Source organism: Pseudomonas sp. Colony2, assembly GCF_019382755.1.
Lineage (GTDB): Bacteria > Pseudomonadota > Gammaproteobacteria > Pseudomonadales > Pseudomonadaceae > Aquipseudomonas.
Map to the genome: position 1 here is coordinate 6,504,205 of NZ_CP080030.1, position 14,788 is coordinate 6,518,992.

The following is a 14,788-nucleotide window of genomic DNA, read 5'->3' on the forward strand; positions in this document are numbered from 1 at the left end:
TGGAGAAACAGCTGTGGATACTCTGTTCACCAAGATCATCAACAGAGAAATACCCGCGAAGATCATCTACGAGGATGACCAGGTCCTGGCCTTCCACGACATCGCGCCAATGGCACCCGTGCATTTCCTGGTGATTCCGAAAAAGCCGATCCGCACCCTCAACGACCTCACCGAGGAAGACAAGGCGCTGGCCGGGCATATCCTGTTCACCGCCCAGCGCCTGGCGGTTGAGCAAGGCTGTGAGAAGGGCTTCCGTGTGGTGATGAACTGCAACGAAGATGGCGGACAGACCGTTTATCACATCCACATGCATGTTCTGGGTCAACGCCAGATGAACTGGCCGCCGGGCTGAGCAATACCTGTGGCGAGGGAGCTTGCTGTGGCGAGGGAGCTTGCTCCCGCTGGGCTGCGTAGCAGCCCCAAAAACGAGAGCGCTGCGTACTCCAGCGCGAGCAAGCTCCCTCGCCACACAAGCAATTTGACCCAGCGCAAACGCTTCCCCCTCTCTTGCGGTAAACTGGCCGCCGAGATTCTTCCCGGAGGTCAGCATGACTACCCAACGTCACTACTCGCCGATTGATCGTCTGTTGCTGCAAGCCGATACGGCCATGCGCACGCTGCTGCCATTCAGCGGCCAACCGCACCGCCCGTCGCCCGCCATCGTGCGGCCCGAAGCGCAGATGAGCGAGACCGACACCCGCCACGTCGCCGGCCTGATGCGTATCAACCATACCGGCGAGGTCTGTGCCCAGGCGCTGTACCAGGGCCAGGCCCTGACCGCCAAGCTGCCGCAAGTGCGCGCCGCGATGGAACATGCCGCCGAAGAAGAAATCGATCACCTGGCCTGGTGCGAACAACGCATTCGCCAGTTGAACAGCCATCCGAGCGTGCTGAACCCGCTGTTCTACGGCTTATCGTTTGGCATTGGTGCGGTGGCCGGGCTGATCAGCGACAAAGTCAGCCTGGGTTTTGTGGCCGCCACCGAGCATCAGGTGTGCAAACACCTCAATGAACACCTCGAGCAACTGCCGGCTGAAGACGAAAAGTCCCGGGCGATTCTTGAGCAGATGCGCATTGATGAAGAACATCACGCCGAAAGCGCGCTGGACGCGGGCGGCTTCCGCTTCCCGGCACCGGTGAAATTTGGCATGAGCCTGCTGGCCAAGGTCATGACCAAAAGCACGTACCGCATCTAGTTTCAGCAGAAAACAAAAAAGGGCGCTATCAAGCGCCCTTTCTTTTTGCCTGCCGATTGAAGAATCAGCCCAACTCAATGATCTCGTAATCATGAGTGATGGCAACGCCCGCAGCGCCCAGCATGATCGAGGCCGAGCAGTACTTCTCCGCCGACAACTCGATGGCCCGCTTGACCTGGGCTTCTTTCAACGCCCGGCCCTTGACGACAAAGTGCATGTGGATCCTGGTAAACACCTTCGGGTCTTCGGTGGCACGCTCGGCTTCCAGGAATGCTTCGCAGCTTTCCACCGCCTGGCGGGACTTCTTCAGGATGCTCACCACATCGAAATTGCTGCAACCGCCTACACCGAGCAGGAGCATTTCCATCGGGCGTACGCCCAGGTTGCGGCCACCGGCCTCCGGCGGGCCGTCCATGACCACCACGTGGCCACTGCCCGACTCACCGAGGAACATGGCTTCGCCCGCCCATTGGATGCGTGCCTTCATCGCCCAGACTCCACTGCTAAAAAAGGGTCGCCAGCTTAGCACAGCACTTTGGGCCGGCAGCGTTTCCCATGAAAGCGATCAACAGCAGGGTTTGCTGGGTAAATTCCCTAATGAAGTCAGAATGTGTCTGTTAAGCTGGCGCCAAATCAATGGCGCATTGCCATCCATTGGATGATGTAGCTTAGCCGTTGATCGCGCTGGATAAAAAAACAAGCTCACCAACACCGTGCAGTCTTTTCGGGATACAACCATGGTTGCTATTACTCCCACACCCAAAATCAAGAACCTCGACAAACTGCTCATGCATTGTCAGCGCCGGCGTCATCCAGCCAAGCACAACATCATCTGCGCGGGCGAGCGCTCGGAATCCCTGTTCTTCATTATCAAAGGCTCGGTCACCATCCTGATCGAGGATGACGATGGTCGCGAAATGATCATCGCCTACCTCAATACCGGTGATTTCTTCGGTGAACTCGGGCTTTTCGAACAAGCCGGCAAGGAACAGCAACGCAGTGCCTGGGTGCGGGCCAAAGTCGAATGCGAAGTCGCCGAGATCAGCTATACGAAATTTCGCGAACTGGCCCAGCAGGATCCCGACATTCTGTACGCCCTGAGCGGCCAGATCGCACAGCGCCTGAGAGACACCACGCGCAAAGTCGGCGACCTGGCGTTCTTCGACGTCACCGGCCGGGTTGCCCGCTGCCTGCTGGAGTTGTGCAAGCAACCGGACGCCATGACCCATCCCGACGGGATGCAGATCAAGATCACCCGCCAGGAAATCGGGCGGATCGTCGGTTGCTCAAGGGAAATGGTTGGCCGCGTGCTCAAGGACCTGGAGGAACGCAACCTGGTGCATGTCAAAGGCAAGACCATGGTGGTCTTCGGTACGCGTTAAACCGGCAGGAAACTCGCAAGCATCTGACGGTACAACGTATCAAGCCGGGCAATCGCATCTGGCGCCACAAAGGCCTCGTGCAGGGCGATGTGGCTTTCGGCGCGCACCCGTTGTTCCAGGCCGCATGCTTCATTGAAGCGATTGACCGCGGCGATCAACTCGACGCGATCGTCATCCAGCAGCAACGCACCATGCACCAACCCCACCGGGCACCCGCCACTCTGGCGCCAGCGCTGGGCGGTACCGACCATTTTGCGACCATCAAGGTTGACGTTGTAGCGACCGTCGCAAAACGCACCGTCGATCTCGCCCACCGACGCGTTGCCACCCAACTCGATCAGCAGGTCGCAAATCGGCTGGCACAGACGCTGGTAGCCGGTTTCGATACGGCCCTGGTCACCTTCACTGCGTGGTGGCGCGTAGACTAACGCGATATTGACCGTGGCTGCCGATTGCGGAACCGGCTCACCGCCCGTTTCCCGCAGCAGCACCGGCCAACCGGCATCTGCCGACACCTGGCTGGCGGTCTCGAATGCCGGAAGGCGGCTCAAACGACGAGGCATCACCAACGCTTGATCGCTGGGCTGCCAGAACAGCAGGCCGAACGGTTGCTCGCCGGCACAGACCGCGGCAAGCAAATCCTGCTCGGCCTTAAGGCCTGCCTCGACCGTCATCGCCGCCGGCTGGGTCATGATCAATCCAGGGTCGAGCCACTGACGGCAACGCCACGCTCCGGGAAGAACAGGCGCTGCAACTCAGCCCCCGGGTTCTCGGCACGCATGAAGGTTTCGCCGACGAGGAACGAGTACACGCCGCTGATTTCCATCAGTTCCACATCGGCGCGATTGACGATGCCGCTTTCGGTGATCACCAACCGGTCGCGCGGGATGCGCGGTAACAGGTCGAGGGTGTTTTCCAGGCTGACTTCGAAGGTGTGCAGGTTGCGGTTGTTGACGCCCACCAACGGTGTGTCGAGGGTTTTCAACGCGCGTTCCAGTTCATCACCGTCGTGCACTTCCACCAGCACATCGAGGCCAACACTTTTGGCCACGGCTGCCAGTTCGGCCATCTTCACGTCATCCAGTGCGGAGACGATCAACAGCACGCAATCGGCGCCCAAGGCACGGGCTTCGACGATCTGGTAGGGGTCGACCATGAAGTCCTTGCGGATCACCGGCAGCGAGCACGCGGCACGTGCTTGCTGCAAGTACAGGTCGGAACCCTGGAAGAAGTCGATATCAGTCAACACCGAGAGGCACGTCGCGCCGCCCTTTTCATAGCTCTTGGCAATGTCTTCAGGGATGAAGATCTCGCGGATCACGCCCTTACTCGGCGAAGCCTTCTTGATTTCAGCGATAACGGCCGGCTGTTTTTCCTTGGCCTGCTTGATCAGCGCATTGGCGAACCCACGCGGTGCATCAGCGGTTTTCGCCAGGCCTTCCAGCTCAGCCAGGCTGACCCGGGCACGGCGCTCGGCGACTTCTTCTGCCTTGCGGGCCAGGATTTTTTCCAGAACGGTCGGAACACTCATCCTTCATTCTCCACTTTGAACACCGCAGTAAACGCACCCAGTTCTTCGAGCTTTTCGCGCGCCAGCCCGGTATGCAATGCATCATGAGCGAGGGCAACACCCTCTTTAAGACTGTAGGCGTGATCCGCGGCGTACAGCGCCGCACCGGCGTTGAGCACAATCATTTCTGCGGCTTTCTGGCCGTTTTCGGTCTTGCGGCGTCCCAGGGCATCGCGAATCAGTTCAAGGGAGGCTGCCGGGCTTTCTACGGCCAGGCCGTGCAGGCTCTGGCTTTTCATGCCGAGGTCTTCTGGCTCGACCCAATACTCGGTGACCTGGTCGTTCTTCAACTCCGCCACGAAGGTCGGTGCCGCCAGGCTGAACTCGTCGAGGCCATCCTTGGAGTGCACCACCAGCACGTGCTTGCTGCCCAGGCGCTGCAGGACTTCAGCCAATGGCCGGCACAGCGCCTGGCTGAACACGCCCACTACCTGATGCTTCACACCGGCCGGATTCGTAAGCGGGCCGAGCATGTTGAACAGGGTACGCAGGCCCAAGTCCTTGCGCGGGCCGGCGGCGTGTTTCATCGCGCCGTGATGGGACTGGGCAAACATGAAGCCGATACCGACATGATCGATGCAGCGCGCCACTTGTACCGGGGTCAGGTTCAGGTAGATGCCTGCTGCTTCCAGCAAATCGGCGCTGCCGCTTTTACCCGACACCGCGCGGTTACCGTGCTTGGCCACGGTGCAGCCGGCAGCGGCCACCACAAAGGAAGAAGCCGTCGACACGTTGAAAATGTTCGCACCGTCGCCGCCGGTGCCGACCACGTCGACCACGCCGTCGAGGGTCTTGAGTTCAACCTTGTCGGCCAGCTCACGCATGACCGACACAGCGCCAACGATTTCGTCGATGCTCTCGCTCTTCATGCGCATGGCCATCATGAACGCGCCGATCTGCGCGTCGGTGCATTGACCGGTCATGATCTCGCGCATCACATCGCTCATTTCAGCGGTGCTCAGGTCCAGATGGCCGACGATACGGCTCAGGGCAGTCTTGATATCCATGAAAAGTCCTTAGCGCGTGCCGCCGCTCTGCTTGAGAAAGTTAGCGAACAGCTCGAAGCCCTGCTCGGTCAAAATCGATTCCGGGTGAAATTGCACCCCTTCGACGTTCAGTGTCTTATGACGCAGGCCCATGATCTCGTCGACCGAGCCGTCTTCCAGCTGGGTCCAGGCCGTCAGCTCAAGGCACTCGGGCAGGGTTTCACGCTTGACCACCAGCGAGTGGTAGCGGGTTACCGTTACCGGCAGGTTCAAACCCTGGAATACGCCCTGGTCCTTGTGAAATACCGGGCTGGTCTTGCCGTGCATTACCTGGCGAGCGCGGACGACGTCGCCACCGAAGGCCTGGCCGATGGACTGATGGCCCAGGCACACGCCCAGGATCGGCAGCTTGCCGGCAAAGTATTGGATGGCTTCGAGGGAGATGCCCGCTTCGGTCGGCGTACACGGGCCTGGGGAGACGACGATGCGTTCAGGGTTCAACGCGGCGATCTGGGCCACGGTCAATTCGTCGTTGCGCACCACCTTGACCTCGGCGCCGAGCTCGCCCAGGTACTGCACAACGTTGTAGGTAAAGGAGTCGTAGTTATCAATCATCAGCAACATGTGGGTTAAAACCTCTTGAATTCACTGACTTCTAATGACGGCCTTCCAAGGGAGTGACCCGCTGCCAGACGCACTTTCCGGTTGCCGGGGTTGGCCGGCAAGGGGCGTTTAACAGAGGGTGAAGAAGGCAAATCGGTACAGGTCCGGCGGGGCCGGTAGAGAAAAGTTAGGCGCGCCAACGCCAACGGGCGTGTGCCTTGACTACTCGCATCAAGAGTTTGCTGATGATCAACACGGGGAGGGTCTCATTCATACGTTCAGGCACAGTAACGTAGCCTCGCCAACGGTGCAATATCGAGCCGCAAATACGGGGGAAACTGCCCGACTGATAATTGGCGTCAAACTTTTCAGAACCCTTCCAAGGGCGCTACAGTCACAGTGCTGACAAAAAAACAAAATCATGGACGGACTCATGACCAAGATGCCCTATTTCACCCCCATCGTCGGCTGCCTCTTGGCGCTGGCATGCTCGCAAGCCTTCGCCGCGCCCTCGCCTTATTCGACGATGGTCGTTTTCGGTGACAGCCTGGCCGACGCCGGTACATTTGCCGACCCTGGCGCACCGGGCTCAACCTATCGCTTCACCAACCGCACCGGCCCGCAATACTTCGACGGCAGCGGCGAAAGCACATCGTTGATCTCCTCGACGTTATTGGGCGGCAAGCTGGGGGTTGCCCCGGGCGACCTGAATGCCTCGACCTCGCCGGAGCGCGCCGCGCTGGGCCAGCCAGACGGCAATAACTGGGCCGTCGGCGGCTACACCACCCAACAGATCTACGATGCCATCACCGGTAACTCCACCGTCACCGACAGCGACACCGGGCAGGTATTGCGTACACGTCCCGGATACCTGGCATCAACGGGGGGCCGAGCCGACCCCAACGCGTTGTACTTTCTCTCCGGCGGCGGCAATGACTTCCTCGACGGCCTGGTCCTCAGCCCCGACCAGGCCTCGGCCGCAGCCGGGCGCCTGGCCGACAGCGCCCAGGCGCTGCAACAGGCTGGCGCCCGTTATGTAATGGTATGGATGCTGCCGGACCTGGGCCTGACACCTGCCGTCAATGGCACCCCGCTCCAAGGGGCCGTCAGCACCCTGGCCGGCGCGTTCAACCAGACCCTGGTACAGCGCCTGTCGCAAATCGATGCGCAGATCATCCCGCTGAACATTCCGTTGCTGCTCAAGGAAACCTTTGCCGATCCCGGGCGTTTTGGTTTTGCCACCGACCAGAACCTCAACCAGACGTGCTTCAGTGGCACCACCTGCAGGAATCCGGTGTATGGCGTCGGCGGCACCAATCCGGACCCGACCAAGCTGATTTACAACGACACCGTGCACCCGACCGAGGCCGGCCAGGTACTGATCGCCGACTACGCGTATTCACTGCTGGCAGCGCCCTGGGAAATCACCCTGCTTCCGGAAATGGCCCAAGGCACCTTGCGCGCCCATCAGGATTCATTGCGCAACCAATGGCAAGCCGACTCCCGTAGCTGGCAGGCCGTGGGCCAATGGCGGGCGATCGTCGACGCTGGCGGCCAGCACCTGGACTTCGATGATCAGAACAGCTCGGCCAGCGGTGACGGCAGCGGCTATAACCTGAACATCGGTGGCAGCTACAGGCTCAATGACGAGTGGCGCGTGGGTGTGGTAGCAGGCTTCTATCGCCAGAGTCTTGAGGCCGGCGCCAGCGATTCGGACTACAAGCTCAACAGCTACCTGGGCACCGCGTTCGCCCAATATCAGGAAGATCACTGGTGGGCCGACGCCGCATTGACCGGCGGCAAACTGGACTTCGACAACCTCAAGCGCAAGTTCGCCCTGGGCATCAGCGAAGGCACCGAGAAAGGCGACACCGACGGCTGGCTATGGGCATTGAGCGCACGGGTTGGGTATGACATCGCCGAGCCGAACAGCGAGTGGCACTTCTCACCCTTTATCAGCGCTGACTATTCGCGGGTCGAGGTGAATGGTTATTCGGAGAAAGATGCCCGTTCCACCGCGCTGACGTTTGATGACCAACAGCGCGACTCCAAGCGTTTGGGAATCGGATTACAAGCCAACTACCGCTTCACCCCGCAAACCCTGGTGTTTGGCGAAGTGGCCCACGAGCACGAGTTTGAAAACGATACGCAGCGAGTGGGCATGTCCCTCAACAGCGTGCCGGGGATTGATTTCAAACTGGACGGCTACACGCCACGCAGCAATTCGGATCGCTTGAACCTGGGGATTACCCACAAGGTGACCAAGGACCTGGCGTTGAACGCGGCCTATAACGTGAGAAAGGATGACAACTTTACCCAGCAAGGGCTGAGTGTCGGGGTGAGTCTGGATTTCTGACTCGGACTTGAAACTGACAAATACCAAATGTGGGAGCGGGCTTGCTCGCGAAAGCGGTGCGACAGTCACCTTATATATCGACTGATACACCGCCTTCGCGAGCAAGCCCGCTCCCACATTTTTGATCTACGTCTGACTTCAGCCCTGCGGGGTCTGCTCAGCCAACGCCACCGCACGGAACATCGCCCGGCGCTTGTTCAGCGTCTCTTCCCATTCCAGGGCCGGTACCGAGTCGGCCACGATCCCGCCGCCCGCCTGCACGTGCAGTTCGCCGTCCTTGATCACCGCCGTACGGATCGCGATCGCAGTGTCCATATTGCCGTTCCAGGCGAAATACCCCACCGCGCCGCCATACACACCACGCTTGACCGGCTCCAGCTCGTCGATGATTTCCATCGCGCGAATCTTCGGTGCGCCCGACAAGGTGCCCGCCGGCAGGATCGCCCGCAGTGCATCCATCGCCGTTAACCCGGCCTTCAGCTCGCCGGTGACGTTGGACACGATGTGCATCACGTTGGAGTAACGCTCGATCACCATCTTCTCGGTGAGCTTCACCGAACCGATTTCCGAGACACGCCCGGTGTCGTTGCGGCCCAGGTCGATCAGCATCAAGTGCTCGGCGATTTCCTTGTCGTCGCTCAACAGGTCCTGTTCCAGCGCCAGGTCCGCCTCTTCGGTCGCACCGCGAGGGCGCGTGCCGGCAATCGGGCGCACGGTGATCAGGTTGTCTTCGACCCGCACCAGCACTTCCGGCGAACTGCCCACGACGTGGAAGTCGCCAAAGTTGAAGAAGTACATGTACGGCGTCGGGTTGAAACAGCGCAGCGCCCGGTACAAATCAATCGGCGCGGCCTTGAAGTCGATGGACATGCGTTGCGACGGCACCACCTGCATGCAGTCACCGGCAAGGATATATTCCTTGATGGTATCGACCGCACGCTCGTAGTCATCCTGGGTAAAGCTGGAGCGGAACACCGGGTCAGCCGCCGGTGGACGGCTGAGGTCCAGGCCGCGACGCGGGGTGATCGGCTGGCGCAGTTTTTCCAGCAGCGCTTCCAGGCTCGCCTGGCCTTGCTCGAACGCATCGGCCTGGGAAGGATCCGCCAACACGATAGCGTGCATCTTGCCCGCGAGGTTGTCGAACACCACCACCGCGTCGGAAACCATCAGCAGAATGTCCGGCACACCCAACGGATCGGGGTTCGGGGATTTGCCCAGGCGTTTTTCCACGTAGCGCACGCAGTCGTAGCCGAAGTAACCCACCAGGCCGCCGTTGAAGCGCGGCAGGCCGGCGATGGTCGGCACGTTGTAGCGCGCCTTGAATTCCTCGACGAAGGCCAGCGGGTCTTCCACATCGTGACTTTCGATCTCGACGCCGTCCAGGGTGATGCTCACATGGTGATCATGTACCCGCAACACCGTGCGGCACGGCAGGCCGATGATCGAATAACGGCCCCATTTCTCGCCGCCCTGCACCGACTCCAGCAGATAGGAGTTGGGCTCGTCGGCCAGTTTCAGGTAGATCGACAATGGCGTGTCGAAGTCGGCCAGGGTTTCGCAGGCCATGGGGATACGGTTGTAGCCGGCAGCGGCCAAACGCAGGAATTCTTCGCGGATCATGAGGTGCCTCGTGGCTTGAGGGTCTAACGGTCAGGTGTGCAAACGTGCCGCAGCGCGGCGAGGATCAGTCAGGCGCGCCAACGCCAGCGGGCCAGGGCCTTGATGACTTTCATCCAGAGTTTGCGAGTGACCACCACGATGGGATTTCCAGAAGGGGATGGAACAGCGTCGGGCAACGTTATCTCAGCGCCCGTTCCCAAGCAACCGGGGATTAACAGGCGCAGGTCATCAATCACCAGCGCCGGGGATTCTTCGGCAATCGGCCGGCCATGGTTGTAGCCGTAACTCAAGGCCACACACTTGACCCCCGCCGCTTTCGCCGCCAGCACATCACTGCGCGAATCGCCGACAAACAGCGATTGGGACGCCGGGATATTGGCCATTTTCATCACGAAGAACAGCGCGGCCGGGTCGGGCTTCTTCTGCGGCAAGGTATCGCCGCCGATGATCCAGCGGAAATACCGGCCGATCTTCATCTGGTCCAACAGCGGCGCGACGAAGCGCTCCGGCTTGTTGGTGATCAGGGCCATTTCCACGCCCTGCTTGTGCAGCCATTTCAGGGTGTCGCGCACGCCGGGATAAACCACGGTCAGTTCGTGGCCGTTTTCGTAGGCCACGTTGAACAGCTCAAGCGCATGCTCGGCTTCCACATCATCGACACCCTCGGCCTCGATGTTGTTGGCCAAGGCCCGACGCACCAGCATCTGCGCGCCATTGCCGACCCACTCGCGCACCGACTCGATACCCGCCGGCTTGCGCCCCAGCTTGAGCAGCATCTGGTCCACCGCCGCGGCCAGGTCCGGCACTGAATCGATCAACGTACCGTCCAGATCGAACATCACCAGCCGTGGCAGTTTGCCGGGGAACAGTTGCTCAAAGCCACTCATGGACGCGCCAGCGCCAGTTCTGCACGCATCTTGGCGATCACTTCCTGATAGTCCGGGGCATTGAAGATTGCCGAACCGGCCACAAAGGTGTCAGCACCCGCCGCGGCGATTTCGCGGATGTTGTTGACGTTGACGCCACCGTCGATCTCCAGGCGGATATCACGGCCCGACGCATCGATCAGCGCCCGCGCTTCACGCAGCTTGTTGAGGGTGCCGGGGATAAACTTCTGCCCGCCGAAGCCCGGGTTGACGCTCATCAGCAACACCATGTCGACTTTGTCCATCACGTACTCAAGCACGCTCAGCGGAGTGGCCGGGTTGAACACCAGGCCCGCCTTGCAACCGCCCTCGCGGATCAGTTGCAGGGTGCGGTCCACGTGCAACGTAGCTTCCGGGTGGAAGGTGATGTAGGTCGCGCCGGCTTCGATGAAGTCACCGACGATGCGGTCCACCGGGCTGACCATCAAGTGCGCATCGATAGGCGCGGTCACGCCGTATTTACGCAGGGCGGCGCAGACCATCGGACCAATGGTCAGGTTCGGCACATAGTGGTTGTCCATGACATCGAAGTGAACGAAGTCGGCACCGGCGGCCAACACCTTGTCCACTTCCTCGCCCAGGCGGGCGAAGTCGGCGGAGAGAATCGATGGAGCAATGACGAAGGGCTGCATGACGCACCTTTTTGAGCTAAATCACGATGGCGCGCATTGTATACCTCATGCTTTGCCGCGCGCACCGTGACCTCGCTCAATGGTTAATAAGCTGCCCGGTAGATTTTCTCGATATCAGCGGCGCTGAGCTTGCGCGGATTGTTGCGCATCAGGCGCTCGATCCCCGCCGCTTCTACCGCCATGGCCGGGATCGCATCTTCAGGCACACCGAAGCTGCGCAGGCCGGACGGAATCTCGACTGCGGCACACAGTCGCGTCATCGCATCGACGGCCTGGTCGGCGGCATCCACCGCACTCAACCCCGTGATATTCACGCCCATGGCCTCGGCTATCTCCTGCATGCGCTCCACACACGCCAGCTTGTTCCAGTGCATCACGTAGGGCAGCAGCAAGGCATTGCTTACGCCGTGGGCGATGTTGAAACGCCCGCCCAACGGGTAGGCCAACGCATGCACCGCGCCCACGCCGGCATTCCCGAACGCCATCCCGGCCATCAGGCTGGCGGTGGCCATGTCGTCCCGGGCCTCAAGGTTGGCGGGGTTGGCGTAGGCCTTGGGCAACGCCTTGGCAATCAGTTTGATCGCCCCGATGGCCAGTGCATCGGTGATCGGCGAGGCATTCAGCGACAGGTAGGATTCGATGGCGTGCACCAATGCGTCCACCCCACTGGCGGCGGTGACGCTGCGGGGGCAAGTCAGGGTCATCTGCGGGCTGATCAGGGCCACGTCCGGCAGCAGGTAATCACTGACGATGCCTTTTTTCAGTTGCGCGACCTTGTCCGACAGAATCGCCACGTTGGTCACCTCCGAACCGGTGCCGGCGGTGGTGGGAATCGCGATCAGCGGCGGGCCTTTGCGCGGCACCTGGTCCACGCCGAACAGGTCGGCCAGGGCGCCGTGGTAACCGGCGTAGGCCGCCACGCTCTTGGCGATGTCGATGGCACTGCCGCCGCCGACGCCGATCAGGCCGTCATGCCCGCCTTCGCGGTAGACGCGCATGCAGTCCTCGACGATGGCGATTTCCGGGTCGGGCAGCACGCGGTCGAAAATCTCGTAGGTCCGTTCGCCCAGGTGTTCCAGCGCCAGCGCCACGGTGCCGGATTTGACCAGTGCCGCATCGGTGACAATCAGCGGGTTGTCGACATCCAGCCGCGTCAGCTCGGCGGCCAGTTGCTCGATGGCGCCTGTGCCGGTGAGCAGTTTGTGGGCGATCTTGAATGAGGAAGTACTCATGTGCGCGGCCTCTTATCAGTTATGGGCTGGCACAAGATTAGCTGACTTGGGCTGGTTGTCTTGCATTCAGCTACTGAATAGACACAAACCCAATGTGGGAGCGGGCTTGCTCGCGAAGGCGGTAGGCCAGTCGATATCTCTGTTGACTGACACACCGCCTTCGCGAGCAAGCCCGCTCCCACATTTTGATCTCTGTTTGGCTTTAGACCTGGGCCGTACGCAGTTTCTCGCTGCGCCCGCGCAGCCATTCCAGGGTCAGCAACAGCACCACCGAGAAGGCGATCAGCAAGGTCGCCGCCGCCGCAATCGTCGGGCTGAGGTTTTCACGGATGCCGCTGAACATCTGCCGTGGCAAGGTTGCCTGCTCGGGCCCGGCGAGGAACAGCGTCACCACCACTTCATCGAACGAGGTGGCAAAGGCGAACAGCGCCCCGGAGATCACCCCCGGGGCAATCAATGGCAAGGTCACCCGACGAAACGCCGTCAGCGGTGACGCGCCCAGGCTGGCCGCCGCCCGCACCAGGTTATGGTTGAACCCCTGCAAGGTCGCCGACACGGTGATGATCACAAACGGCACGCCCAGCACCGCGTGCACCACGATCAGCGAGAAGAAGCTGTTGCCCAGGCCCAGCGGCGCGAAGAACAGGTAACTGGCCACACCGATAATCACCACGGGCACTACCATCGGCGAAATCACCAGGGCCATCACCAGCGCCTTGCCGGGAAAGTGCCCCCGGGTCAGGCCAATCGCCGCCAGCGTGCCGAACACCATCGCCAGCACTGTAGCCGCCGGAGCCACGATGATGCTGTTCTTCAGGGCGCGCATCCATTCCGCCGAACCGAAGAAATCCTGGTACCAGTGCAGCGAGAAACCTTGCAGCGGGTAGACCAGGAAACTTCCACTGTTGAACGACAGCGGGATGATCACCAGCACCGGCAAGATCAGGAACAACAGGATCAGGCCGCAGAGGATCCGCAAGCTGTAGAACCAGACCCGTTCCACGGGCGACATATAAGGGCTCAGCATCGCAACGGTCTCCTTAGCTCAGGCGCAGGCGGCTGGCGCCCACCAGCCAGTTGTAGATCAGGTACAGCACCACGGTGGCCAGCAGCAACAAGCCGCCCAAGGCCGTGGCCATGCCCCAGTTGATGCTGGTGTTGGTGTAGAAGGCCACGAAGTAGCTGACCATCTGGTCGTTCGGGCTGCCCAGCAAGGCCGGGGTGATGTAGTAGCCAATCGCCAAAATGAACACCAACAAGCAGCCGGCACCAACGCCTGCGTAGGTCTGCGGGAAGTACACGCGCCAGAAGCTGGCGAATGGGTGGCAGCCCAGGGAGATTGCCGCCCGCATGTAGGTGGGCGAGATGCCTTTCATCACGCTGTAGATCGGCAAAATCATGAACGGCAACAGAATGTGCACCATGGAGATGTAGACCCCCAGCCGGTTGAACACCAACTCGACGGGTTTATCGATCAGCCCCATGCCCATCAGCGCGCTGTTGATCAAGCCGCCGGACTGCAGCAATACGATCCAGGCCGCCACGCGCACCAGCACCGAGGTCCAGAACGGCAGCAGCACCAGGATCATCAGCAAATTGCTTTGCCGCGCCGGCAAGTTGGCCAGCAGGTAAGCCAACGGATAGGCCAGCAGCAGGCAGCACACGGTGATGACCAGGCCCATCCAGAACGTACGGGTGAAGATATCGAGGTAGATCGCCTGGTCCGGGGTGGCCGGGGCGATTTCGCCGAGGTCGTCGATGCGGTGATCGACGGCGGCCAGCAAGTAGTATGGCGTGAGGCTGCTGGTGTTGCGCCGGATCGCCTGCCAGTACGCCGGGTCGCCCCAGCGTTCGTCGAGGTTTTCCAGCGCTTCTTTATAGGAGGCAGGCGCTTCGGTGAACGGCAGCGCCCGCGCGGTTTTTGTCAGCAGGCTGCGATAGCCCGCCAGCTCCATGTTCAAGCGTTTGGAGAGGTCGCCCAGGGTCGAGTTTTTCCGGGCTTCGCCCAGGTCCTCGCTGATGGCCTGGTACACCGGCTCGCCCGGCAAGCCACGACCGTCCCAGGCCGTCACCGCCACCACCGTGCGCGGCAGGCCGCCCACCACTTCCGGGTTGCCGACGCTTTTGTAGAGCAGCGCCACAATCGGTACCAGGAACACCAGCAGCAAAAACACCACCAATGGCGCGATCAGGGCCTGGGCCTTCCAGCGGTTGAGCCGCTCGGCACGCGCCAGGCGCTGTTTCAGGGTGGGGCTGGGAATGGCGAGGGCCATGGCGAACTCCGG

The 14,788-nt window shown here is 61.1% G+C and carries 15 protein-coding genes; 4 read left to right on the forward strand and 11 right to left on the reverse strand.

The features are described 5' to 3' along the window. Positions 1–13 precede the first annotated feature (13 nt). Positions 14–352 (forward strand): histidine triad nucleotide-binding protein, encoded by a 339-nt coding sequence (locus JV201_RS26545; RefSeq protein WP_003210943.1) that lies wholly within the window; start codon positions 14–16, stop codon positions 350–352. 196 nt (positions 353–548) lie between these two features. Continuing rightward, a complete protein-coding gene (gene coq7, locus JV201_RS26550) occupies positions 549–1,196 on the forward strand; it encodes a 2-polyprenyl-3-methyl-6-methoxy-1,4-benzoquinone monooxygenase (RefSeq protein WP_003210945.1) in 648 nt (215 codons plus the stop codon). Positions 1,197–1,260: 64 nt separating this feature from the next. On the opposite strand, the gene JV201_RS26555 is transcribed toward coq7, so the two are convergent. Beyond that, on the reverse strand, positions 1,261–1,683 hold the full coding sequence (locus tag JV201_RS26555) for an OsmC family protein (RefSeq protein ID WP_003210947.1): 423 nt from the start codon (positions 1,681–1,683) through the stop codon (positions 1,261–1,263). A 250-nt stretch (positions 1,684–1,933) separates the two neighbouring features. Here JV201_RS26555 and crp point away from each other — a divergent pair, with 250 nt between their 5' ends. Continuing rightward, positions 1,934–2,578 carry a cAMP-activated global transcriptional regulator CRP gene (gene crp / locus JV201_RS26560; RefSeq protein WP_003210949.1) on the forward strand — a complete coding sequence of 215 codons (645 nt, stop codon included), beginning with the start codon at positions 1,934–1,936 and terminating at the stop codon, positions 2,576–2,578. On the opposite strand, the gene JV201_RS26565 is transcribed toward crp, so the two are convergent. Genes JV201_RS26565 through JV201_RS26580 form a run of 4 tightly spaced genes read right to left on the reverse strand, consistent with a single transcriptional unit; the run spans position 2,575 to position 5,758 of the window. Beyond that, positions 2,575–3,270: a lipoate--protein ligase family protein gene (locus JV201_RS26565; protein ID WP_219406212.1), complete on the reverse strand. Its 696-nt coding sequence runs from the start codon at positions 3,268–3,270 to the stop codon at positions 2,575–2,577. The two genes, crp and JV201_RS26565, sit on opposite strands and share 4 nt — an antisense overlap. 2 nt (positions 3,271–3,272) lie before the next feature. Then, on the reverse strand, positions 3,273–4,109 hold the full coding sequence (trpC, locus tag JV201_RS26570) for an indole-3-glycerol phosphate synthase TrpC (RefSeq protein ID WP_063026793.1): 837 nt from the start codon (positions 4,107–4,109) through the stop codon (positions 3,273–3,275). Beyond that, the gene (gene trpD / locus JV201_RS26575; RefSeq protein WP_003210955.1) at positions 4,106–5,155 is read right to left on the reverse strand and encodes an anthranilate phosphoribosyltransferase; all 1,050 of its coding nucleotides are present in this window, start codon (positions 5,153–5,155) and stop codon (positions 4,106–4,108) included. The genes trpC and trpD overlap by 4 nt, the downstream gene beginning before the upstream one ends. A gap of 9 nt (positions 5,156–5,164) precedes the next feature. After that, on the reverse strand, positions 5,165–5,758 hold the full coding sequence (locus tag JV201_RS26580; protein WP_003210957.1) for an aminodeoxychorismate/anthranilate synthase component II: 594 nt from the start codon (positions 5,756–5,758) through the stop codon (positions 5,165–5,167). A gap of 412 nt (positions 5,759–6,170) precedes the next feature. Here JV201_RS26580 and estP point away from each other — a divergent pair, with 412 nt between their 5' ends. Further along, entirely contained in the window at positions 6,171–8,093 is a 1,923-nt protein-coding gene (gene estP / locus JV201_RS26585; protein WP_219406213.1) for an esterase EstP, read from the forward strand. A 138-nt stretch (positions 8,094–8,231) separates the two neighbouring features. Here the strand turns inward: estP and trpE are convergent, their stop codons facing one another. From trpE to JV201_RS26615, 6 genes are all read right to left on the reverse strand, one after another. Beyond that, positions 8,232–9,713, reverse strand: coding sequence for an anthranilate synthase component I (trpE, locus tag JV201_RS26590; protein WP_087694720.1), 1,482 nt, complete (start codon positions 9,711–9,713; stop codon positions 8,232–8,234). Between the two features lie 68 nt (positions 9,714–9,781). Beyond that, a complete protein-coding gene (locus JV201_RS26595; protein WP_003210964.1) occupies positions 9,782–10,600 on the reverse strand; it encodes a phosphoglycolate phosphatase in 819 nt (272 codons plus the stop codon). Further along, a complete protein-coding gene (gene rpe, locus JV201_RS26600; protein ID WP_003210966.1) occupies positions 10,597–11,271 on the reverse strand; it encodes a ribulose-phosphate 3-epimerase in 675 nt (224 codons plus the stop codon). Before rpe ends, JV201_RS26595 begins: the two co-directional genes overlap by 4 nt. Positions 11,272–11,354: 83 nt before the next feature. Beyond that, positions 11,355–12,503 carry an iron-containing alcohol dehydrogenase gene (locus tag JV201_RS26605; protein WP_177041298.1) on the reverse strand — a complete coding sequence of 383 codons (1,149 nt, stop codon included), beginning with the start codon at positions 12,501–12,503 and terminating at the stop codon, positions 11,355–11,357. Between the two features lie 202 nt (positions 12,504–12,705). Next, a complete protein-coding gene (locus tag JV201_RS26610) occupies positions 12,706–13,530 on the reverse strand; it encodes an ABC transporter permease (protein ID WP_003210970.1) in 825 nt (274 codons plus the stop codon). 13 nt (positions 13,531–13,543) lie between these two features. Then, positions 13,544–14,776, reverse strand: coding sequence for an ABC transporter permease (locus JV201_RS26615; protein WP_219407227.1), 1,233 nt, complete (start codon positions 14,774–14,776; stop codon positions 13,544–13,546). Positions 14,777–14,788: the final 12 nt, after the last annotated feature.

Excerpts from the sequence above, each read along its gene's own strand:
- JV201_RS26605 (WP_177041298.1), bottom strand. The coding sequence starts at position 12,503 with ATGAGTACTTCCTCATTCAAGATCGCCCACAAACTGCTCACCGGCACA.
- coq7 (WP_003210945.1), top strand. The coding sequence starts at position 549 with ATGACTACCCAACGTCACTACTCGCCGATTGATCGTCTGTTGCTGCAA.
- crp (WP_003210949.1), top strand. The coding sequence starts at position 1,934 with ATGGTTGCTATTACTCCCACACCCAAAATCAAGAACCTCGACAAACTG.
- rpe (WP_003210966.1), bottom strand. The coding sequence starts at position 11,271 with ATGCAGCCCTTCGTCATTGCTCCATCGATTCTCTCCGCCGACTTCGCC.
- JV201_RS26565 (WP_219406212.1), bottom strand. The coding sequence starts at position 3,270 with ATGACCCAGCCGGCGGCGATGACGGTCGAGGCAGGCCTTAAGGCCGAG.
- JV201_RS26580 (WP_003210957.1), bottom strand. The coding sequence starts at position 5,758 with ATGTTGCTGATGATTGATAACTACGACTCCTTTACCTACAACGTTGTG.
- trpD (WP_003210955.1), bottom strand. The coding sequence starts at position 5,155 with ATGGATATCAAGACTGCCCTGAGCCGTATCGTCGGCCATCTGGACCTG.
- estP (WP_219406213.1), top strand. The coding sequence starts at position 6,171 with ATGACCAAGATGCCCTATTTCACCCCCATCGTCGGCTGCCTCTTGGCG.
- JV201_RS26595 (WP_003210964.1), bottom strand. The coding sequence starts at position 10,600 with ATGAGTGGCTTTGAGCAACTGTTCCCCGGCAAACTGCCACGGCTGGTG.
- JV201_RS26615 (WP_219407227.1), bottom strand. The coding sequence starts at position 14,776 with ATGGCCCTCGCCATTCCCAGCCCCACCCTGAAACAGCGCCTGGCGCGT.
- JV201_RS26555 (WP_003210947.1), bottom strand. The coding sequence starts at position 1,683 with ATGAAGGCACGCATCCAATGGGCGGGCGAAGCCATGTTCCTCGGTGAG.
- trpE (WP_087694720.1), bottom strand. The coding sequence starts at position 9,713 with ATGATCCGCGAAGAATTCCTGCGTTTGGCCGCTGCCGGCTACAACCGT.
- trpC (WP_063026793.1), bottom strand. The coding sequence starts at position 4,109 with ATGAGTGTTCCGACCGTTCTGGAAAAAATCCTGGCCCGCAAGGCAGAA.
- JV201_RS26610 (WP_003210970.1), bottom strand. The coding sequence starts at position 13,530 with ATGCTGAGCCCTTATATGTCGCCCGTGGAACGGGTCTGGTTCTACAGC.